At 63.9% G+C, this 20,457-nt stretch carries 19 protein-coding genes and 1 pseudogene; 11 read left to right on the top strand and 9 right to left on the bottom strand.

Going from position 1 to position 20,457, the window contains the following annotated elements; all coding sequences use genetic code 11:
* The first annotated feature begins 133 nt into the window (after positions 1–133).
* Entirely contained in the window at positions 134–2,254 is a 2,121-nt protein-coding gene (locus H4W01_RS03235; protein ID WP_209609877.1) for an EAL domain-containing protein, read from the top strand.
* Between the two features lie 38 nt (positions 2,255–2,292).
* Here the strand turns inward: H4W01_RS03235 and H4W01_RS03230 are convergent, their stop codons facing one another.
* On the bottom strand, positions 2,293–2,883 hold the full coding sequence (locus H4W01_RS03230; RefSeq protein WP_209609876.1) for a hypothetical protein: 591 nt from the start codon (positions 2,881–2,883) through the stop codon (positions 2,293–2,295).
* A 125-nt stretch (positions 2,884–3,008) separates the two neighbouring features.
* Between H4W01_RS03230 and H4W01_RS03225 the strand changes: the two genes are divergently transcribed.
* The 4 genes from H4W01_RS03225 (at position 3,009) to H4W01_RS03210 (ending at position 8,056) form a co-directional block, all read left to right on the top strand.
* Positions 3,009–3,668 (top strand): response regulator, encoded by a 660-nt coding sequence (locus H4W01_RS03225; protein WP_209609875.1) that lies wholly within the window; start codon positions 3,009–3,011, stop codon positions 3,666–3,668.
* Positions 3,669–3,807: 139 nt separating this feature from the next.
* The gene (locus H4W01_RS03220; protein ID WP_209613227.1) at positions 3,808–5,181 is read left to right on the top strand and encodes a sensor histidine kinase; all 1,374 of its coding nucleotides are present in this window, start codon (positions 3,808–3,810) and stop codon (positions 5,179–5,181) included.
* 402 nt (positions 5,182–5,583) lie between these two features.
* Positions 5,584–7,515 carry a ribonucleoside-diphosphate reductase subunit alpha gene (locus H4W01_RS03215; RefSeq protein WP_209609874.1) on the top strand — a complete coding sequence of 644 codons (1,932 nt, stop codon included), beginning with the start codon at positions 5,584–5,586 and terminating at the stop codon, positions 7,513–7,515.
* A 142-nt stretch (positions 7,516–7,657) separates the two neighbouring features.
* The gene (locus H4W01_RS03210; RefSeq protein ID WP_209609873.1) at positions 7,658–8,056 is read left to right on the top strand and encodes an endonuclease domain-containing protein; all 399 of its coding nucleotides are present in this window, start codon (positions 7,658–7,660) and stop codon (positions 8,054–8,056) included.
* Positions 8,057–8,189: 133 nt separating this feature from the next.
* Here the strand turns inward: H4W01_RS03210 and H4W01_RS03205 are convergent, their stop codons facing one another.
* Positions 8,190–8,450, bottom strand: coding sequence for a DUF2171 domain-containing protein (locus H4W01_RS03205; protein ID WP_209609872.1), 261 nt, complete (start codon positions 8,448–8,450; stop codon positions 8,190–8,192).
* Between the two features lie 124 nt (positions 8,451–8,574).
* Here H4W01_RS03205 and H4W01_RS03200 point away from each other — a divergent pair, with 124 nt between their 5' ends.
* The 4 genes from H4W01_RS03200 to H4W01_RS03185 all read left to right on the top strand — a co-directional run bounded on the left by H4W01_RS03200 (position 8,575) and on the right by H4W01_RS03185 (position 10,683).
* Positions 8,575–8,775 carry a hypothetical protein gene (locus H4W01_RS03200; RefSeq protein WP_029622983.1) on the top strand — a complete coding sequence of 67 codons (201 nt, stop codon included), beginning with the start codon at positions 8,575–8,577 and terminating at the stop codon, positions 8,773–8,775.
* A 63-nt stretch (positions 8,776–8,838) separates the two neighbouring features.
* The gene (locus tag H4W01_RS03195) at positions 8,839–9,903 is read left to right on the top strand and encodes a ribonucleotide-diphosphate reductase subunit beta (RefSeq protein WP_209609871.1); all 1,065 of its coding nucleotides are present in this window, start codon (positions 8,839–8,841) and stop codon (positions 9,901–9,903) included.
* A 170-nt stretch (positions 9,904–10,073) separates the two neighbouring features.
* Positions 10,074–10,301: a hypothetical protein gene (locus H4W01_RS03190; RefSeq protein WP_209609870.1), complete on the top strand. Its 228-nt coding sequence runs from the start codon at positions 10,074–10,076 to the stop codon at positions 10,299–10,301.
* Between the two features lie 109 nt (positions 10,302–10,410).
* On the top strand, positions 10,411–10,683 hold the full coding sequence (locus tag H4W01_RS03185) for a hypothetical protein (RefSeq protein WP_209609869.1): 273 nt from the start codon (positions 10,411–10,413) through the stop codon (positions 10,681–10,683).
* Between the two features lie 127 nt (positions 10,684–10,810).
* Here the strand turns inward: H4W01_RS03185 and H4W01_RS22770 are convergent, their stop codons facing one another.
* Positions 10,811–10,981: a hypothetical protein gene (locus H4W01_RS22770; protein WP_334685445.1), complete on the bottom strand. Its 171-nt coding sequence runs from the start codon at positions 10,979–10,981 to the stop codon at positions 10,811–10,813.
* 3 nt (positions 10,982–10,984) lie between these two features.
* Here H4W01_RS22770 and H4W01_RS03180 point away from each other — a divergent pair, with 3 nt between their 5' ends.
* On the top strand, positions 10,985–11,629 hold the full coding sequence (locus H4W01_RS03180; protein WP_334685410.1) for an HNH endonuclease: 645 nt from the start codon (positions 10,985–10,987) through the stop codon (positions 11,627–11,629).
* A gap of 33 nt (positions 11,630–11,662) precedes the next feature.
* A pseudogene (locus tag H4W01_RS03175) lies at positions 11,663–11,878 on the top strand (NaeI family type II restriction endonuclease); the annotation flags it as partial.
* A 24-nt stretch (positions 11,879–11,902) separates the two neighbouring features.
* Here H4W01_RS03175 and H4W01_RS03170 read toward each other — a convergent pair.
* From H4W01_RS03170 to H4W01_RS03145, 6 genes are all read right to left on the bottom strand, one after another.
* Positions 11,903–12,964, bottom strand: coding sequence for an SDR family oxidoreductase (locus tag H4W01_RS03170; protein ID WP_209609866.1), 1,062 nt, complete (start codon positions 12,962–12,964; stop codon positions 11,903–11,905).
* Between the two features lie 100 nt (positions 12,965–13,064).
* Positions 13,065–13,826 carry an ABC transporter permease gene (locus H4W01_RS03165; RefSeq protein ID WP_029622981.1) on the bottom strand — a complete coding sequence of 254 codons (762 nt, stop codon included), beginning with the start codon at positions 13,824–13,826 and terminating at the stop codon, positions 13,065–13,067.
* A 166-nt stretch (positions 13,827–13,992) separates the two neighbouring features.
* Positions 13,993–14,919 carry an ABC transporter ATP-binding protein gene (locus tag H4W01_RS03160; protein WP_209609865.1) on the bottom strand — a complete coding sequence of 309 codons (927 nt, stop codon included), beginning with the start codon at positions 14,917–14,919 and terminating at the stop codon, positions 13,993–13,995.
* A gap of 61 nt (positions 14,920–14,980) precedes the next feature.
* On the bottom strand, positions 14,981–15,706 hold the full coding sequence (locus tag H4W01_RS03155) for a DsbA family protein (protein WP_209609864.1): 726 nt from the start codon (positions 15,704–15,706) through the stop codon (positions 14,981–14,983).
* The gene (locus tag H4W01_RS03150; protein WP_209609863.1) at positions 15,706–17,061 is read right to left on the bottom strand and encodes a M48 family metalloprotease; all 1,356 of its coding nucleotides are present in this window, start codon (positions 17,059–17,061) and stop codon (positions 15,706–15,708) included. Before H4W01_RS03150 ends, H4W01_RS03155 begins: the two co-directional genes overlap by 1 nt.
* 118 nt (positions 17,062–17,179) lie before the next feature.
* Positions 17,180–19,978 (bottom strand): Rne/Rng family ribonuclease, encoded by a 2,799-nt coding sequence (locus H4W01_RS03145; RefSeq protein ID WP_334685130.1) that lies wholly within the window; start codon positions 19,976–19,978, stop codon positions 17,180–17,182.
* Between the last annotated feature and the right edge of the window lie 479 nt (positions 19,979–20,457).

Below are 20,457 nucleotides of genomic sequence, written 5' to 3'. Positions count from 1 at the left end.
GCCTTAAGCCGATGTTGCGCGCGCGCCAAGCGCAGGGTGCCCCCGATGACCCTGCTGCGGACCCTACTCATTTTGATTGAAAGGAGCTGGGTGCAAGGGTTTCGGAAAGGAAGCGCCCGCTAACCACAATGGCATGAACCTCGGGACTATCCTTACCCTGATTGCGTGTGCGTGCTTCATGGCGATCGGGCTCGCTGCAGCTGCTTATGCCTTTGTCCAACGTCAGCGTCGCGGCCTTCTCGCAGCTGTTCCGGATTCGGGAAATCAGCGGGCGCACCTGCTGGTCGAGGAATTCGAAGCGCATACCAACGGGTGGTTCTGGCAAACCGACGCCGAGGGACAGGTGACCTATCTGTCGGACAAAGTGGCACGCGACCTTGACCGGCCGGACGCACCTGCAATCGGGCAAGTGCTGAACAAGCTGTTCCGCATGGATAGCGCGTCGCCCGAGACCGAACGGACGCTGGCCTTCCATCTCGCGTCCCGCACGGCCTTTTCCAATTACTCGGTCCGCCCGGCGAGCGAGGCCACAATTGACCGCTGGTGGTCGATTTCCGGGCGACCGGTCAGCGACGATAAGGGGCGTTTCCTCGGTTTTGTCGGGAGCGGCAGTGATTTGACCGAACGGCGCCGCATCGACGCGGAAATCACCCGCCTTGCCTTGTTCGACGGCTTGACCGGCCTGGCCAACCGCCAGCGTTTGCGGCTCTCGCTGGAACAGACGCTCAATCAACCAGGCTCCGTGCCGCGCCAGACCGCACTGTTCCTGCTCGATCTCGACCGATTCAAAAGCGTCAACGATACGCTGGGCCACCAGACCGGGGACGCGTTGCTCAAGAAAGTCGCCGTGCGGCTGCAACACACGATTGGCGAAACCGGCCTGGTCGGGCGGCTGGGCGGCGATGAATTCAAGGTCATCATCCCCTTCGCGCCCGAACGCGAGGCGCTGGCGGACCTCGCCCGGCGCGTGATCAGCGATCTCTCGCAACCCTATAGCATCAACGGGTCAGCGATCAGCATCGGCTGCTCGATCGGCGTGGCGATCGCCCCAAGTGACGGCAGTGACGCCGAAACACTCGTGCGCAACGCCGATCTCGCGCTCTATGCCGCCAAGGGCGAGGGGCGCGGCGTCCACCGCTTCTTCCGCAGCGAGTTGCTGATCGGCGCGCAAAGCCGCAAACAGCTTGAGGACGATCTGCGCGAAGCGCTCGCGGCCGACCAGTTCTTCGTCGCCTATCAACCCGTCGTCAGCACCAGGACGCAGCGCATTGTCGGCTTCGAGGCGCTGTTGCGCTGGCAGCACCCCACGCGCGGGCTGGTGAGCCCAAGCGACTTCATCCCGGTCGCCGAAGAATGCGGGTTGATCGAAACGATCGGGGAATGGGTGTTGCGCACCGCCTGTATGGAAGCGGCGGAATGGCCGGACAGCATCCGCGTCGCGGTTAACGTTTCGCCGATCCAGTTCGCCAATCCGGCTTTATCCACCATCGTCACCTCGGCCCTCGCGAAATCGGGGATCAAGCCCGACCGGCTCGAACTCGAAATCACCGAAGGCGTGTTCGTCGATGAAAGCGCCGCGACCGAGCAGATGTTCAAGGCGTTGAAGGGATGCGGCGTGCGGTTGGCGCTCGACGATTTCGGCACCGGCTATTCGTCGCTCGGCTATTTGCGCAAGGCCCCGTTCGACAAGATCAAGATCGACCAGAGCTTCGTGCGCGGGGCGGCAATCGCGGGCAATCGCAACGCCGCGATCATCAAGGCGATCGTCACGCTGGCCGACACGCTGGGCATGGAGACCACCGCCGAGGGCGTGGAAACGCAGGACGAGATCGCGCTGATCGTCGACCTAGGCTGCAGCCACATCCAAGGCTATGTCTACGGCAAGCCCGCCTGCGCCGCCGATGTGCGGGCGCATCTGGCGCTGGCGGGCGACACCGCCACCGCCAGCGGCTTCCGCAACAGCCGTTCGCCCCGAACCTCGCTGCTGCGCAAGGCGCGCATTCGATCGGGCGACGTGGTCGGCGACGTGCGCATCCGCAACATTTCCGCCAGCGGCGCGATGATCGAAGGAATCGATGTCGAGGAAGGCGCGGGCGAAATCGACGTCCAGATCGAGTTGCTGGAAGGCCAGATGCTCCCGGCGCGCTTGCGCTGGGCGGCGAACGGCAAGGCCGGCCTCGAATTTTCCCAAACCTTCAACCTTGACCGACTCGCCGACGCGACACCCGCCCTTCCGGCGCGCAAGGCGGGCTGATCGCCTGCCCTGGCGCGGCCGGAATGGCGCGCTTCGGTTCAGCCGACGCTGTTTCCCGTAGCAGCCGGAGCCGCTGCGGGCGGCGGGGGTGGCGGGGCATCGTCACCGCCCGGCGCGCGACCCTCGGGGCCACGCGGCCCGTGGCGGAAGCCCTCGGGCCCGCCCGGCCCGCCACGCGGCGGCCCCAGCGGCCGCAGCGCCGTCACCTTGCCATCGGCACCGACGAGGAAGGACGCGCGGATCATGCCGTGGCGATAATGGCCCTGCACCGTCACCGTCTGGCCTGGGGCGAGCAAGCCAGTGCCATCGCCCTCGCGCCCGATCTCGACCAAGGCACGCCCGCTCCCATCGGCGAGCACCGCCATCGGGCCGAAGATTTCGGCAACGGTGCCGCGTACGCTGATCACACCGCCATCGTCGCTCAGCGTCTTGATCGCCACCGGCTTGACCGGCGCGAGTTCGACCGTCGGGCCATTCATGCACGCAACCGTCGCGCCGCCGCCGAGGCCGACGGCAAGAAAAGCGGCGGCGATCACCGCCGTGCGCAGCGGCAGTTTGCGGCGTGGGGCTCGCGGCTCCAGCGCGCTGAAATCAGGTTGCGGGGCGGGGCCTTCGATTTGGTCGGTCATTTCCGGATACTCCTGCTTGGGTTGGTGTTGCGCTTTCTAGCGCTGCGTCCCACCACCGCGCTGAACCCGCCGGTTCAGCCTGGGTTTAGCGACCGGGCCTAGCCGCCGGGCAGAAGGATATGGGCATGCGCATCTTGCTGGTCGAAGACGACACCGCACTGGCCGAGGGCATCGCCAAGGCGCTGCGCGCGGAGCATTTCGCGGTCGACATCGCCGCCAATGGCGAGGATGGCGCGCATCTTGGCGACACCGGCAGCTATGACGTGGCGGTGCTCGATCTCGGCTTGCCGATCAAATCGGGCATCACCGTGCTGGAGGAATGGCGTGCCGCCGGACGCGCGCTGCCCGTGCTGATCCTCACCGCGCGCGATGGCTGGTCGGAAAAGGTGGCCGGCTTTCGCGCCGGGGCCGATGATTATCTGACCAAGCCGTTCCGCGTCGAGGAACTCGTCATGCGGCTGCGCGCGCTGGTACGCCGCGCGACCGGTCACGCCGCCGCGCGGATCGTGTGCGGACCCGTCACCTTCGATGCGCAGACCGGACAGGTCGAGCTGGACGGCCTGCCCTTGCGATTGACCGCGCTCGAATGGCGCGTGCTGTCGACATTGATGCTGCGCAAGGGCGTGGTGGTCGACCGGCTCGACTTGCTCGACCATGTCTATGAAGGCGATGCCGATCCCGATTCCAACTCGCTCGAAGTGATCGTCGGCCGCTTGCGCAAGAAGATCGGGGCCGCGCTGATCGAAACCGTGCGCGGGCGGGGATATCGGGTGGTGGAGGGATGAGGCTGCCATCAATCCTCTTGCTCCACCCCGGCGAACGCCGGGGCCCAGTCGTGGGGACCCACGGCATCACACGGCGCATTAGCCAAACGCCGCTCGCGACTGGGCCCCGGCATGCGCCGGGGTGGACCTGCGACGCATGATGCGAACCCTCCTCCCCCGCTCGCTCTACGGCCGCTTGCTGGTCACCGCCCTGCTCGCCACGCTTGCCGCGCTGGCCTTTGCCGCCTTTGCCATCGGGGCCGTGCTTGACCGCTTCGTGATGCACGGGCTTGACCAACGCCTCGACGCGCAAATCGCGGTGCTGGCGCAGGCGATACGGCCGGACGGCTCGGTCGAGCGTGGCCGCCTGGTGCTGGCCGCGCCCTATGACGACCCGCACGGCGGCTGGGGCTGGCGGATCGATGCGCAAGGCAAGACCATCGCCTCCCCCGCTCCGCCCGATCTCGACGCGATGCACCCGCCCCCCGGGCCACGCTTTGACCCGCCCGCCTTGGCCGAGTGGCGCGATGCCCACATCCGTGCGCTCGACTGGCGCGATCGCCACGGTCCGCGCCACGCGCGCAGTCTTACGCTGGCCACGCCCGGTGGACCGGTGCGCATCACCGCCTCTGCCCCGCGCGCGATCGTCGATCGTCCCTTGCGTGCGGCGATGGTGCCGTTGCTCGGGTCGCTGCTGCTGCTCGGTGGCGCGCTCGCGGTCGCCACGCTGGTTCAGCTCCGCATCGGCCTGCGCCCGCTCGCCAAGATGCGCGAGAGCCTGGCCGCGATCCGCAGCGGTGCCGCAACCGCGCTGCCCGACACGCAGCCGACCGAGCTCGCCCCGCTTGCCCATGAGATCAACGCGCTGCTCGCCGAAAATGCCGCCGCGCTCGCCAATGCGCGCGGCCATGTCGCCAATCTCGCGCACGGGCTGAAAACGCCGCTCGCCACGCTCGCGCTCGCGCTGCCGCCGCATGACCCCGATGGCGCACTCAGCGCGCAAGTCGCCCGCATCGATCGCGCGGTCCGCCACCATCTCGGTCGCGCGCGCGCTGCGACCCCCGGCGGGGCGATGCGGGTGGCGACCCCACTCGCTCCGGTGCTGGCCGATCTGGCCGACGCGCTGGCGCGCATTCATGCCGATCGGCCGGTCACGGCGAGAGTGGCCATCGACCCGGCCTTGACCGTCGCGGTCGACCGGCAGGATCTGGACGAGTTGCTCGGCAATTTGCTCGACAATGGCTGGCGCTGGGCGGCCAGCCGCATCGCCGTCACCGCCGCGCGCACCGCCGATGGTCGATTCGTGCGGCTGAGCGTGGAGGATGATGGCGCGGGCATCCCGCCCGAAGCCCGCGCCGCCGCGCTCGCGGCGGGCCAACGCCTCGACGAACGCGGCGACGGCCACGGCTTTGGCCTGTCGATCGCGAGCGAACTGGCCATGCTCTATGGCGGAACGCTGACGCTCGAATCGGCATCGCTCGGTGGTCTCGCCGCGATCGTTACGCTGCCGACGGCACCATCCGCCAACGTCTGAAAAAATTGTCACGTTCCCGCTTCGGTCTCTTGCCTTTCGGCAAGGCCAGCTTTGACCGCGCGTCGCGCGGTAGGACCGGAACGGCCCTGCTGCGAACCGACTCAAAATAGCGACGAACGGAGTCTTTAATTCGTCATTTACGGTATTGCGTGCTCGCGTGATCCGGCACAATCTGTAGGGGTTGAGTTCGGGGGCGAACCCAAGAGCTGGTAGAACACAAGCCGCAACCCCATATTGCGGAGACGGCCCGACCCGTGTTGCACGCATGGGACAGGTCTACTTTTGTTCTCGCAGGTCGCCCGCGACATGGTAGTATTGGGGTTCGCCCGCCGATTCGAACGGATCGGGAACGCGGCTGACCCTGATCGCAGAGTTTTGAACGAGTTGGCAGGGACGCGGCAGATGGATTTTCGGAATACCGGGGAAGCGAGTACGGACATGGCTACGGACGCAATCGAGGCACTGGCAAGCGCTCCAGTCGAAGACACCAGCGGGGCTCAGCGCAAGCTCTCCGCGCGCGGCGATTCCAAGGAAGTGAAGGCGCAGCTCTATCCGGTCGAGGTCGACCATTCGCGCGATGCGCTGCTGACCGATTTCGGCAAGGAAACGCTGCGCGACCGCTATCTGCTGCCCGGCGAGAATTTCCAGGATCTGTTCGTGCGCGTGGCCTCGGCTTATGCCGATGACGCCGCCCATGCGCAGCGCCTCTACGGCTATATCTCGCGGCTGTGGTTCATGCCGGCGACGCCGGTTCTGTCCAATGGCGGCACCGGGCGCGGTCTGCCGATCTCGTGCTTTCTCAATTCGGTGCCCGACAGCCTGGGCGGCATCGTCGATACCTGGAACGAGAATGTCTGGCTGGCGTCGCGCGGCGGCGGCATCGGTACCTATTGGGGCAATGTCCGCGGCATTGGCGAGCCGGTCGGCCTCAACGGCAAGACCAGCGGCATCATTCCGTTCGTGCGCGTGATGGATTCGCTGACGCTCGCCATCAGCCAAGGCTCGCTGCGCCGTGGCTCGGCGGCCTGCTATCTCGACGTGTCGCACCCCGAGATTGAGGAATTCCTCGAAATCCGCAAACCCTCGGGCGATTTCAACCGCAAGGCGCTCAACCTGCACCACGGCGTGCTGATCACCGACGCGTTCATGGAAGCGGTGCGCAGCGGCAGCGAATGGACGCTGACCAGCCCCAAGGATGGCTCGGCGCGCGCCACCGTCGATGCGCGCAGCCTGTTCCAGAAGCTGGTCGAAACGCGGCTTGCCACCGGCGAGCCGTACATCGTCTTTGCTGACCATGTGAACAAGGGCATGCCCAAGCATCACCGCGACCTCGGGCTCAAGGTCTCGACCTCGAACCTGTGCAGCGAAATCACGCTGCCGACGGGCAAGGATCATCTCGGTCACGAACGCACCGCAGTGTGCTGCCTGTCGTCGCTCAACCTGGAAACCTGGGACCAGTGGAAGGACGAAAAGGGCTTTATCGAGGACGTGATGCGCTTCCTCGACAACGTCCTGCAGGATTTCATCGACCGTGCCGAGCCGGGCATGGAGCGCGCGGCCTATTCGGCGATGCGCGAGCGTTCGGTCGGCCTCGGCGTGATGGGCTTCCACTCCTTCCTGCAGGCGCGCGGGCTGCCGTTCGAAGGCGCGATGGCCAAATCGTGGAACCTGCGCATGTTCAAGCACATCAAGGCTCAGGTCGACGAAGCCTCAATGCATCTGGCGACCGAGCGCGGGCCCTGCCCCGACGCCGCCGACATGGGCGTGATGGAGCGCTTCAGCTGCAAGATGGCGATCGCGCCGACCGCGTCGATCAGCATCATTTGCGGCGGTACGTCGGCGTGCATCGAGCCGATCCCGGCCAATATCTACACCCACAAGACGCTGTCGGGCTCCTTCTCGATCAAGAACCCCTATCTCGAAAAGCTGCTCAACGAGAAATCGAAGAACAGCGATGCGGTGTGGAATTCGATTCTCGAGCAAGGCGGATCGGTGCAGCATCTCGACTTCCTCGACCAGGAGGAGAAGGACTGTTTCAAGACCAGCTTCGAGATCGACCAGCGCTGGCTGATCGAGCTCCAGGCCGATCGCACGCCGTTCATCGACCAGTCGACCAGCCTCAACCTGTTCATCCCGGCCGATGTCGAGAAGTGGGATCTGCTGATGCTGCACTTCCGCGCTTGGGAATTGGGCATCAAGTCGCTTTACTATCTCCGCTCCAAATCGGTGCAGCGCGCCGGTTTCGCGGGCGGCGTCGAGGCGGACAACACGATCGAAAAGCCGCAATATGAATTTGCGACGACCGATTACGATGAATGCCTGGCGTGCCAGTGAGGTGTCTCGCGTAAATCCCCCTCACCCTTCCGGCCCTGCGGGCCTCCCTCCCTCTCCCACAAGGGGAGAGGGAAATGAGAGTCCAACTCCCTCTCCCCTTGTGGGAGAGGGAAGGGGCCCGCCCGCAAGGCGGGTGGGAAGGGTGAGGGGGAATGCGGACGGCCTGACCAAGCGCCAGCTATTGCCCGCGCTCACGCCGTTCCGTTCGCGCGACCTTCGCCGCAACGCAACCGAGCCCGAAAAGCACATGCGCCGCGCGCTTCGCTCTGCTTTCCCGGAGGCGAAGTTCCGCTTCCAGGTGCCGCTTGGTCCGTATCATGCCGATTTCTGTTCGCACGCGGCACGGCTGGTGATCGAGATTGACGGTGCCACCCATGCGCACAGCGTGACCTCGGACGAGGCGCGCACGCGCTTTATCGAAGCCGAGGGCTACCGCGTGCTGCGTTTCTGGAACAATGACGTCATGACCAATATCGACGGCGTCATCGCGGCGATCGCGGATCACCTGCCCCACACGCTGAAAGGGGCCACTCATGCCTGAGCAGCCCCCTCACCCTACCCACGCCTGCGGCGCGGGCCCAGTTTCGGGGGAACAGCGCCCCGCGCTGTTCAGGTCATGCCGGGGGCATGACCGACCCGAAACTCCTCTCCCACAAGGGGAGAGGGAGTCTGACTTACTTCTCTTCTTCGAACGTCACGGCGACGTCGGCGTTCGCGCTCAGGCGGACCACGCCGTTCTCGACATCGGCGACCAGGCCGAGCGAGATGAAGTGGTGATGCCCTTCATGGCTCCCGTGCCCTTCGTTGATCAGCGCGCCCGAATCCTTCTTGGTCAGCTTGATGCGGCCGCCCTGGACGTGGTCGACCGTGCCGACATGGACGCCATCGGCGCCGATGACTTCGGCATGTTCCTTGATTTGCGATGCGTCGACCATTTGGGTAGCTCCTTCGTTACGGTTGCGAGTCTCCAACGCACGCCTAGCGCTTTGGATGCAAGGAGGATTGTATGATCCGATCATCCCGCACACGCACAGTCTATGTCGAGCGGCGGATTCGCCGGTGACCGCGTCGATCGCCATCATGTATGCCGTCTCGGCGCTGTTCACCGCGATCGGCCTTGCGCTGCTGCTCGCGCTTCTGCGTCCAGGGAGCGAGGGCCGCGTCTATGCCTTCCGCATGATCGGCACGATGGGCCTCGCGCTCGGCGCCGCGCTCGCCATGTCGGCGACCGCGATGTGGCGCTGGAGTCTGGCGGCGTGACCTCATCCCTTTCTAAAATTTCAAAGCTGTAACCCCTCAAAATCGAACGTACCGGAGTACCCCATGTCCCTCACCGAAGCCCGCAAGCAGTACAAGCCGTTCGAATACCCCTGGGCGTTCGATTTCTGGAAGCGCCAGCAGCAAATCCACTGGATGCCCGAGGAAGTGCCGTTGGGCGAGGATTGCCGCGACTGGGCGCAGAAGCTCAGCGACCATGAGCGCAACCTGCTGACGCAGATCTTCCGCTTCTTCACCCAGGCCGATGTCGAGGTGCAGGATTGCTATCACGAGAAATATGGCCGCATCTTCAAGCCCACCGAAATCAAGATGATGCTGGCGGCGTTCAGCAACATGGAGACGGTGCACATCGCCGCCTACAGCCATTTGCTCGACACGATCGGCATGCCCGAGAGCGAATATGGCGCCTTCCTCGAATATAGCGAGATGAAGGACAAGCACGATTATCTGCAGACCTTCGGCGTCGATTCGGACGAGGACATCGCCAAGACGCTCGCCATGTTCGGCGGCTTTACCGAGGGGCTGCAGCTCTTCGCCAGCTTCGCCATGCTGATGAACTTCCCGCGCTTCAACAAGATGAAGGGCATGGGGCAAATCGTCACCTGGTCGATCCGCGATGAATCGCTGCATTGCGAGGGCATCATCAAGCTGTTCCACACCTTCACCAAGGAACGCGACTGCCTCACCAAATCGGTGCGCAGCGACATTATGGACATGTGCCAGCACACCGTGCGGCTGGAGGACAGCTTCATCGACCTCGCCTTTGAAATGGGGCCGGTCAACGGCATGACGCCCAAGGAGATCAAGAAGTACATCCGCTACATCGCCGATTGGCGGCTGGGGCAATTGGGCATGAAGCCGATCTACATGATCGACGAACACCCCCTCCCCTGGCTCGCGCCGATGCTCAACGGCGTGGAGCACGCCAACTTCTTCGAACAGCGCGCCACCGAATATTCCAAGGCCGCAACGCGCGGCAACTGGAACGAAGTGTGGGACGGCTTCGACAAGCGCCAGAAGGCGAAGGCCGGGGCGGGCGCTGCCGTGGCGAATGAGGATGCGGGCGAGGGTGGGGATATGTTCTCGCGCGCTGGGGTGGCGGCGGAGTAAGTCGCGCCGGGCGTGGGATTAGCGCCAAGCTAATCCCCGCCTTGAGGCGCGACCGGCCGGCGGCGCTACAGCGCCGACCGACGGCACGGGCTTTGCCCGTGCCATAGCGCCAGTAATAGCATTCTGACTGAATTATCCTGTTCGACGAAACATCAACGTCAGGAAAGCCAATGACCGGGAAGTCCGAAAATACCGTTCGGGTATCGCATGAGGAAGCGCTCGCCGCCGCCAAAGCGTGGGCGACGCCGGAGAATTTGGCTCAACTCGACTCGTTGACTGACGCGGACATCGCCGCTCAGATCTCGGGCAATCCCGACGCTGCACCTGAACTAAGCGACGAATGGTTCAAGAACGCGCGGCTGGTAATACCGCTTAAATCCCGCAAGCACGCCGCTTAAGCGAGGATATGCCGGGTTGAAGGTGGTCGGTTCTGCATGAGGTACTGGCCCGTAACCTTTCGAATATCCGCCTCCTGGCAAATACTTTCGCAGAAAGTGAGCCTCCGCGATGATGAATGAGATATCCAATGCAGACCGAGCCGAGCTTGCCTTGGCTGCCGTAACCGATTTCGTCGCCAAGACGGGTGTCGACACAGCGCGCGATGCGATATCAGATCTGATCGTGAACTTGCTGCACCTTGCAAGAGGAAGAGGACTAAACGCTCAGACAATTTTGGACAATGCCTGTGGAATGTTCAAAGAAGAAACCCGAGATGACAAAGAAGGACCAATGATTGACGTTCAGTCCATTTTCATCCGCGTTTTACCGCAAGATGCATGATTTATTATAAGATACTGAACTACAATATGAAAGTGATATGACGAAAGGAGTTTTCATATATCGTTCCGATTCTGACTATGCGGACGATCCAACGTCGCGTTATCAGTTTCCGTCGAAGCTATACCTATCACGAGCCAGAGAGTTGGTAGGTGATTGGGTTATTTTCCTTGAATCGCGACGTGGCGGCAAAAGAGGCTATTTTGCTGCCGCCAAGATTCAAGGGTTGATCGCCGACCCAGACGATCCAGCCAGACATGTCGCTCTGATTGAACCGGGAAGTTTCCTTGAGTTCGATCACCACGTGCCCTTCAGTGACGGCACAGGCCCACTCGAACGAGCATTGTTGAAACCTGACGGCACCCAATCCGGTGGCAAGCAGTCATCGGTGCGCCCAATTTCCGATCAAGATTTCAATCGTATTATCGAACGCGGGCTATCAGATGGGACTGGCTTACTTCCGCGAACTGGCGACGTTTCAATCGACGAAACCTCAAACCGAGTTCTAGATAATAGAACCCCATTCATCTATGAAGTAGAACGATCAAGAATTGATATAGTCACCTCGCGCGCGATACGCGACCGCGCCTTTCGTAGAAATGTTCTTGATGCGTATGACTCCAGGTGCGCTTTCTCAGGCCTTAAACTAATTAACGGCGGGGGCCGAGCCGAAGTAGAAGCCGCTCATATCAGGCCTGTCGAACACGGCGGCCCCGACGCCATAGCAAATGGTTTGGCATTATCAGGAACTGCGCATTGGATGTTCGACCGCGGCTTGATCTCGTTAAATGATGATCTTACCATAACGATCTCTCGTCACGTAAATGACCTAGAGGGCGTCCGAAGCTTCCTTCAGGCAAGCCAGCGTGCAACCGCTCCGAGAGTCGCAGCTCATAGGCCACACCCTAATTTCCTAAAATGGCATAGAGACAATATATATAAACATTAGCTTTCATATGGTGCGCTTGCGAGTTTTGCCGCAGTTGCCCAGCAAGATGACTTTATGAAGCGTATCCGCCGAAATGGTGGTGCACGCGACCTGCTCGCCCCTAAAGGAATCGCAATTTTATATTCGGAGACCGATCGCGCGCTGATGCACCAACTGGGCTTGCGGTTCGGATTTCGAGAATTTCTGTCCGTTCATTCGAAATCCGACGACCACCATCGCATCCTGAAAGCTGCGGGACATATCGATTAGCTTGCGCGCTGCCCGCCCCAACCCTCACGGAATCAACCGCTCCGCGCGCAACTCGCGGAACAGGTCGAAGAACGCGTCGTCGGTCGGCTGATAAACCAGAAACCCCATTCGCCGGCTCTTCGACATGTCGGTGACGACTTCGATCGGCCGCCCGAGATCGGCATCGGTATGCCAGGGCGAGGCCAGCCGCGCCAAATCGGGTTCGGCCAGCCCATCGCGCTCCGCAATGCTGCGCCATACCGCCGCATCGTCCGCCATTTGCTGTTCCAGCGGCAGCACCGTGCCGTCGAACGGTGCGGGTTCGAGACCGAACCAGTCCGCGATCCGCGCCCACATCCAGCTCCAGCGGAAGACGTCGCCATTGACGATGTTGAAGTCCTGATTGGCCGCCGCCGGGGTCTCCGCCGCCCACAGCAATTGCCGCGCGAGCTGGCGGGCGTCGGTCATGTCGGTCAGCGAGTTCCATTGCACAGCGGAGCCCGGAAAGCGGAACGGTCGCCCGAGTTCACGGCACAGCGTCGCATAGACCGCCAGCGTCGTGCCCATGTTCATGGCATTGCCGACGGCCTTGCCGATCACCGTATGCGGGCGATGCACGCTCCAGGTGAAGCCGTCGCGCGCGGCGGCGGCGAACACTTCGTCTTCCTGTGCATAATAGAAATTGTCGACGTCGAGCCGCCCCTGCTCCTCGCGGAACGGCGTCTGCGGCAGCGCGCCTTTGCCATAGGCCTCGAACGGCCCGAGATAATGTTTGAGCCCGGTGACCAAGGCGACGTGGCGCGGCCCGGTGGCACCACGCAGCGCATCCAGCAGATGGCGCACCATCGCGGCGTTGACGCGGATGTTCTCGGCCTCGCTATCCTGCCGCAGCCAGGTGGTGATGAACACCGCATCGGGGCGCAGATCGGCCAGTGCCGCCTGCGTCGCGGCCGCATCTTGCAAGTCCGCCGCGACCGGGAGCACACCGTCCTGCTGTGTTGGACGCCGCGCGAGGCCGTATACGCGCCAGCCATGATCGACCAGCAAGGTCGCCGTCGCGCTGCCGACAATCCCGCTCGCGCCCACTACCAATGCCGTCTTGGTCATCATTGTCTCCGAAAGATTTGGAAACAGGCACGGCGAGCGCGCCCGGTGCGGGGTTAGCGCAGCGCGCGCCGCATTGTTCCGTCCGGGATCATTCGCGCGGTCAGTTCTTCATCCGCCAGCCGGTCTTGAAGATCCACGAGATCACGCCGAGACAGGCGAGCAGGAACACCGCCGTCACGCCGAGGCTCACGCCCACCGACACATCGCCCTTGTCGAAGAACGCCCAGCGAAAGCCGCTGACCAGATACACGACCGGGTTGAACAGGCTGACGGTGCGCCACGGCTGCGGCAGCATGTCGATCGAGTAGAACGCCCCGCCGAGGAAGGTGAGCGGGGTGATGAGCAAAGCGGGCACGAACGATAGCTGTTCGAACCCCTTGGCCCACACCCCGATGATGAAGCCGAACAGGCTGAATGCCACGCTGGTCAGCACCAGAAAGGCGAGCATCGCAAAGGGGTGGACGATCTGCAGCGGCACGAACAAGGCCGCCGTCGCCAGGATGATGAGGCCGAGCACGATCGACTTGGTCGCCGCCGCGCCGACATAGCCGACCACCATCTCCATCGCCGACACCGGGGCCGACAGCAACTCGAACACCGTGCCGGTGAATTTGGGGAAATAGATGCCGATCGAGGCATTGGAGATGCTCTGCGTCAGCAGCGACAGCATGATGAGGCCGGGCACGATGAAGCTGCCATAGCCAACGCCGCCGACCGTGCTGATCTTGGAGCCGATCGCGCCGCCGAACACGACGAAATAGAGCGAGGTGGTGATGACCGGGGTGACCAGGCTCTGCCACAAGGTCCGCAGCGCGCGCGCCATCTCAAAGCGGTAGATCGCCCAGATGCCGTGGAGGTTGATCGCGGGAGCCTTGCTTGCGGCGGCGCTCAAATTGCTCACGCGCCTACCCTCCCCACAACCGTTCGTGCTGAGCTTGTCGAAGCATTCCCCGCAACGACCGTCGCGCTGGTGGCGAGCGGTGCTTCGACAGGCTCAGCACGAACGGAAAACACGTCTACTGGGTCGCTCATGCCGCGTCCTTCCGCTCGACGAGGTCAACGAAAATGTCCTCGAGCGAGCTCTTATGCGTTTCGAGATCGCTATAGCCGATGCCGAGTTCCCCCAGCTTGGCGAGCAGGATCGGGATATGCTCGTTTTCGGAATCGAAGGTGTAGACCAGCGTCTTGCCCTCATCATCAAGCGCGATCGACCAGCCCTCCAACGCCGACGGCACAGCGGCCATCGGGGTCTGCAAGGTGATCGCCATGCGGCGCTTGCCGAGCTTCTTCATCAGCGCGGCCTTATCCTCGACCAGGATGATGCGGCCCTTGTCGATCACGCCGACGCGGTCGGCCATTTCCTCGGCCTCTTCGATATAATGCGTGGTCAGGATGATGGTGGTGCCCTTGGCGCGCAGGCGGTGGACGAGTTTCCACATATCGCGGCGCAGCGCGACGTCGACCCCGGCGGTGGGTTCGTCGAGGAACAGGATGTCGGGTTCGTGGCTCAGCGCCTTGGCGATCAGCACGCGCCGCTTCATGCCGCCCGACAGTTCGCGGATCTTGGCGTCGCGCTTGTCCCACAGCGACAGGTCGCGCAGCACTTGCTCGACATAGGCATTGTCGGGCGCGCGGCCGAACAGGCGGCGACTGAACTTGACGGTGGCGAGCACCGTCTCGAACATGTCGACCGACAATTCCTGCGGCACCAGCCCGATCGCGCGGCGTGCGCTGCGGAAATCCTTCTGCGCGTCATGCCCCAGCACGGTGACAGTGCCGGTGGAGGGCGTGACGATGCCGCAGATGATCGAGATCAGCGTCGTCTTGCCCGCACCGTTGGGCCCGAGCAGCGCGAAGATTTCACCACGCCGAATATCGAGATTGACTGGCTCGAGCGCGCGCTGGCCCGAGGCATAGACCTTCGAGACCCCGGCAACCGATAAAACAACGTCCATGAAGCCCCCGTTCCTGCGCGCTAGGTAAGGGGCCCGCTGCGCTGCAACAAGCGGTCGGCGGTTATTTCCCCGCGCGCGCCTCGGCGACGGCCTTCTGCAACTCGTCCAGCGGCAAGGCGGACGAGACGACCTTGCTGCCGATCACCCAGCTTGGCGTGCCGGTCAGCCCGAGCGCACGCGCGATCGTTTGATTTTGCGCGATTTCGGCGTCCGCCTTGGGGGCAAAGGCCGCCGCGCGCGCCTGATCCACACCCGCAGCCTTTGCCGCTGCCGCGATGCTCTGTGGCGACACTTGGCCGCCGGCATAGAGCGCATCGTGGAATTGCTGGAACTTGCCCTGGTCGGCGGCCGCCAGGCTCATCCGCGCGGCATCGACGCTGCTTTGCGCGAGGATCGGGAATTCGCGGTAAACGATGCGGATCTTGGGGTCGCTCTTCAGCAACGTCGCAATCGCGGGCAGGCTCGCCCGGCAATAACCGCAATTATAATCGAAATATTCGACCAGGGTGACATCGCCCGCCGGATTGCCGGCCCAGGCGCTGCCGAACGGTTTGAGGATCGCGTCGCGGTTGCTGGCGATGGTGTCGGCATGGGCGCGGTCGCGCAGCCGGTCGAGCGCTTCCGGGATGATCTCGGGATGCGCCAGCACATAGTCATGCACCACGCCTTCGACGCGCGCGCGCTCCCCGGCCGCAGCGGGGACCACCCGTTCGATCCCGGCAAACGCCGCCGCGCCAAGGAGCGCCGCGATCAGCGCGGTCGCAAAAACAGTCCAGCTCAGGCGCATCAGCGTCGCTTCTTATATTTCTTGGGGTTGTCGTCCATCTCGTTCTGCGCCGAGAGGGCAATGTCCTGCGCGCGGATCCAGTCGACGCTATTGGGCGGCAACCCCTGCATCGCGCCGCGCGCGCTATAGGCGGCGGTCCGGTGATCGCCGGTCAGGCTCGCTTGCTCGGCCGTGGCGAGCAAGGCGCGCGGCTGGTCGCCCGAGGCTTCATAGGCGGTGCCCAATTGATACCAGGCGAAGGGATTGTCGTCGTCACGCGCCACCGCCTGGCGCAGCACCTTGATCGCCTCGGGATAATTGGCCTTGTCCTCGGTGGCGATCAGCGCATGGCCGAAGGTGGTCGCGATCAGCGGCGCGTTGCGCGACAGCTCGGTCGCCTCGCGCAACGGGGTCAGCGCTTGCCGGGGCTTGCCCGCTTCGAGCAGAATCTGCCCCTGAATTTCGAGGAAATACGGGTCGTGCGGGGCGGCTTTAAGCAGCGCCGCCGCCTCGGCATCGGCTTTTTCGGGATAGCCGGACTTATGCCAGGCATAAGCGCGCGCATAATGCGCGTACACGCTCTGGTCTTCCTCGGGATAGACATTGAGCGTGGTCTTGGGATCGGCGACATAGCCGAGCAACTTCGCCTTCACGCGCTTGAAACGATCGTCCAGCGCAAGGTCGGGCTTGGCGTTGTAAAAGGGCGAAGCCGTCACATCCGCGGTCAAATTGGCGATGCGCTCGCCCGACAAGGGATGGCTCTGCGCGAACGGATCGATATTCTTCAACCCATAGGCATATTCTTCATTGGCCAGCTTCTTGAAGAAGCTCAGCATGCCTTTGCCGCTGAGGCCGGATTCGCGCAGGAACTTGGCCCCGGTCGCGTCCGCAGTCGATTCCTGCACGCGCGAGAAGGCCAGGAATTTTCCTTCCGCCGCCGTCGTACCCGCCGACAGAATGCCCGCCCCCGCCTCGGGTGCGCCCGCCGCGATCGCTGCAAGGCCGAGCACCATGCTGAGGATCGAGATACCCATGGCCGGACGGGCACCCGCACCGATCAACACGACATGGCCGTCGGCGACATGGCCGAGTTCATGCGCGATCACGCCCTGCACCTGGTTGGCATTGTCGGCCGCCTGGATCAGCCCCGAATTGACATAAATCGTCTGGCCGCCGGCGGTGAAGGCGTTGATCGAATCGTCGTTGATCAACACCACCCGCACGTTGTTGGGCGACAGGCCCGCCGCCAGGATCAGCGGCCGCGACATATCGTTGAACATCGCTTCGGTTTCGGCATCGCGCAGGATCGACTGCGCCGCAGCCGGTTGCGCCCAAATCAGGAGGGAGGCCGCGAGTCCCGCGAAGAGCCGCTTCATGCCTGATCTATCGCCGAGTTTTTGGGTCGGGGCAACCGCGCTTGCGGTGCGGTGAAGCGGCGGAGCGGTAAGGTAAGCGACCGGCTCCTCGCACCTGTGCGAGGAGCCGGTCGTTTTCTCACGCCCCGAAGGTGCGCTGCCACCAGCCGCGGCGCGGGCTGCCGGCTTCGCCCGGATCGGGATCGATCGCGCCGCGTGCTGTCTCGCTTGCGGGTGCTTCGTCGGAAGCGCCGTCCTGCGTTGCAGCGGATGCGGTGGCTTCAGGCGCGGCCACCGGCGCTACCGGTGCCGCTTCCACCGGAGCTGCTTCCACCGGCGGCGTTTCCACCACTGGAGTTTCCACGGCCGCCGCCTTGGGCTTGCGCGTCCGCTTTGCCTTGGGCTTGGGTGCGTCCTCGACCGGCGCGTCCACGACCGGAGCCGCTTCCACCGCCGAATCGGCTGCCTCAACCGCCTTGGCCTTGGCGCGACGGGCGCGCTTCGGCTTCGCGGCAGGTTCGGCCTCGCTTGCGGGTTCGGCAACCGGCTCGGCGTCAACCACGGCTTCCGCGACCGGAGCGGCCTTTGGCGCGGCATCGCGGGCGCGCGGACGACGACGGCCCTTCTTGGGTGCCTCGACCTCGGGCTCGGCGTCCGCTTCGACCGCGACCGGCTCGGCTTCGACCACCGCTGCCTCGGCTACCGGAGCCTCGCCATCCGTGGCGTCCACGACCGCCTGCTCGCCCTCGCTGCGACGACCGCCACGGCGACCGCGACGGCCACGACGGCGACGACCGCCTTCGCTGCCTTCCCCCTCTTCGGACGACACTGCGGCCGGGGCCTCGGCGTCTTCGCGATCGGCATCCTGCTCCGACGCTTCCTCGTCACCAGCGCCGTCAACGACGGTTTCGCCCTCGGCGGCACCCTCACCCTCAGGCCGGTTGCGACCGCGACGACCGCGACGGCGACGACGACGGCGCGAACCGCCCTCATCCTCGCCCGCTGCTGCTCGCTCGGGCCGTTCGCCGCGTTCGCGCGGTTCGCGGGCAGCGCGCGGCTGCTCCTCTTCCTCGACCTCATCCTCGATTTCGTCTTCGATCTCGTCCTCGACGAACTCTTCCTCGATTTCCTGGATCGGAGCCTCAAAACGCGGCGTATAAGCGGGCGGCGGGCCGGAGACCTCGACCGACATGCGCGCGCCTTCCTGCTCGCCGTCGGGCGCGACTTCGATCATCACGCCATAGCGTTCCTCGATCTCGGCCAGTTCCGCGCGCTTGCGGTTGAGCAGATAGAAGGCCGCTTCCTGGCTGGCGCGCAGCAGCAGCTGCGACCCGCGCCCCTGCGCGGCTTCGTCTTCCAGCAGACGCAGTGCCGACAGCCCCGACGAAGAGGCGGTGCGCACGAAGCCGCTGCCCTCGCAATGCGGGCACGGCCGGGTGGAGGCTTCCAACACGCCGGTGCGCAAGCGCTGGCGGCTCATTTCCATCAAACCGAAGGACGAAATGCGGCCGATCTGGATGCGCGCGCGATCGTTCTTCAGCGCTTCCTTCATCGCCTTCTCGACTTTGCGGACGTTGGAGTTGTTGTCCATGTCGATAAAGTCGATGACGACCAGCCCGGCCATGTCGCGCAAGCGCAACTGGCGTGCGATTTCCGCCGCAGCTTCAAGGTTGGTCGCGGTCGCTGTCTGCTCGATCGAATGCTCGCGCGTCGAACGGCCGGAGTTGATGTCGATCGACACCAGCGCCTCGGTCGGGTTGATCACCAGGTAGCCGCCCGACTTGAGCTGCACCACCGGGTGGTACATTGCCGACAATTGCTCCTCGACGCCCGCGCGCTGGAACAGCGGCACGGGGTCGCTGTAATGCTTCACCTTGCGCGCATGGCTCGGCATCAGGAGCTTCATGAAGTCCTTGGCGTGGCGATAGCCGTCCTCGCCCTCGACGATCACTTCGTCGATGTCGCGATTGTAGATGTCGCGGATCGCGCGCTTCATCAGGTCGCTGTCGCCATAGACGAGAGCAGGGGCCGAGGAGGACAAGGTCGTCTCGCGGATCCCGTCCCACAGCCGCGCCAGATAATCGAAGTCGCGCTTGATCTCGACGCGGGTGCGCTGCAGCCCGGCGGTGCGCACGATGCAGCCCATCGAGGGGGGCAGCTTCATGTCGGCCATGATCGACTTCAGCCGCTTGCGGTCGCCAGCATTCGAAATCTTGCGGCTGATGCCGCCGCCATGCGAGGTGTTGGGCATCAACACGCAATACCGGCCAGCGAGCGACAGATAGGTCGTCAGCGCCGCACCCTTATTGCCGCGCTCTTCCTTCACCACCTGAACAAGCAGCACCTGGCGACGGCGGATGACGTCCTGGATCTTGTAGCGATGGCGCAAATTGGTGCGACGCTCGCGCAGATCATCGGCGGCATCGTCCGATGCGGTGCGCTTGCGGCGACGACCGCGCCCTTCGCCACCGCGGCTTTCGCCCTCGGCGACGACTTCTACGTCGGGTTCCGCGCCGCCATCATCGTCGAAACGCTCGATCGACGCGTCATCGGCATCCGAATCGCGTTCGAATCCGTCATCTTCATGCTCGTCATCGTGCAGATCATCCTCGGCGTCCTGCTGCGCGCGCAACGCGGCTTCTTCCGCCGCATGCTCGGCCTCTTCGCGCAACAGCGCGTCGCGGTCTTCCTTGGGGATCTGGTAGTAATCCGGGTGGATTTCGCTGAACGCGAGGAACCCGTGACGATTGCCACCGTAATCGATGAACGCGGCCTGCAGCGACGGCTCGACGCGCGTCACCTTGGCCAGATAGATATTGCCTTTGAGCTGCTTGCGCTCGGCGGATTCGAAATCAAACTCTTCGATTCGGTTTCCCTTGACGACAGCAACGCGGGTTTCCTCCCGGTGCCGTGCGTCGATCAGCATACGCGTGGTCATGTATTATTCTCCGGTCGCGCGGCACAGAGCCAAAGGGCGCTGGGCGCCGTGGCGCTGGCCGCGCGCGATCAATGAAAGTGCCCGATCCGGCGAAAAGATCGCCTGGCTCGCACACATGGTGGTTTACGAAAACTGCCTCTGTTCGCCCTGCACGCCCCGCCTTCCGGCCTTGGGCATTCCGCGCGCTCGCGATCCCGCCGGTGGAAACCGGGCGGTGCGAGGGGCGGAATACATACATCATGCGAACGTCAACCTGGATGAGCCGCGCCCAAGGAACATGAGGGGCGGCCAGATGGCCCTCGCCGCGGTCGATACTAGGCCGCGATCCGGAACTGTTTCATGCCTAGCACCCCCGCTCGCGCGCAGCAACCGGCACGTTTTTGCCGCCCGACCGGCAATTCTATGCCTACGAGCCCATTAACCGCACCCGGAAAGGCTGTTTTGTCGTCTCCGGCCTAGTCCAGACGAATGAGCGCGAC

The sequence above is a fragment of the Sphingomonas sp. PL20 genome, assembly GCF_017875905.1.
Lineage (GTDB): Bacteria > Pseudomonadota > Alphaproteobacteria > Sphingomonadales > Sphingomonadaceae > Sphingomonas > Sphingomonas echinoides.
The sequence above is the reverse complement of the archived record's forward strand: the minus strand, read 5'-3'. Positions and strand labels throughout refer to the sequence as shown.

Coding starts and splice junctions, on each gene's coding strand:
- H4W01_RS03235 (WP_209609877.1), top strand. CDS start 134: ATGAACCTCGGGACTATCCTTACCCTGATTGCGTGTGCGTGCTTCATG.
- H4W01_RS03230 (WP_209609876.1), bottom strand. CDS start 2,883: ATGACCGACCAAATCGAAGGCCCCGCCCCGCAACCTGATTTCAGCGCG.
- H4W01_RS03225 (WP_209609875.1), top strand. CDS start 3,009: ATGCGCATCTTGCTGGTCGAAGACGACACCGCACTGGCCGAGGGCATC.
- H4W01_RS03220 (WP_209613227.1), top strand. CDS start 3,808: ATGCGAACCCTCCTCCCCCGCTCGCTCTACGGCCGCTTGCTGGTCACC.
- H4W01_RS03215 (WP_209609874.1), top strand. CDS start 5,584: ATGGATTTTCGGAATACCGGGGAAGCGAGTACGGACATGGCTACGGAC.
- H4W01_RS03205 (WP_209609872.1), bottom strand. CDS start 8,450: ATGGTCGACGCATCGCAAATCAAGGAACATGCCGAAGTCATCGGCGCC.
- H4W01_RS03195 (WP_209609871.1), top strand. CDS start 8,839: ATGTCCCTCACCGAAGCCCGCAAGCAGTACAAGCCGTTCGAATACCCC.
- H4W01_RS03190 (WP_209609870.1), top strand. CDS start 10,074: ATGACCGGGAAGTCCGAAAATACCGTTCGGGTATCGCATGAGGAAGCG.
- H4W01_RS03185 (WP_209609869.1), top strand. CDS start 10,411: ATGATGAATGAGATATCCAATGCAGACCGAGCCGAGCTTGCCTTGGCT.
- H4W01_RS03170 (WP_209609866.1), bottom strand. CDS start 12,964: ATGACCAAGACGGCATTGGTAGTGGGCGCGAGCGGGATTGTCGGCAGC.
- H4W01_RS03160 (WP_209609865.1), bottom strand. CDS start 14,919: ATGGACGTTGTTTTATCGGTTGCCGGGGTCTCGAAGGTCTATGCCTCG.
- H4W01_RS03155 (WP_209609864.1), bottom strand. CDS start 15,706: ATGCGCCTGAGCTGGACTGTTTTTGCGACCGCGCTGATCGCGGCGCTC.
- H4W01_RS03150 (WP_209609863.1), bottom strand. CDS start 17,061: ATGAAGCGGCTCTTCGCGGGACTCGCGGCCTCCCTCCTGATTTGGGCG.
- H4W01_RS03145 (WP_334685130.1), bottom strand. CDS start 19,978: ATGACCACGCGTATGCTGATCGACGCACGGCACCGGGAGGAAACCCGC.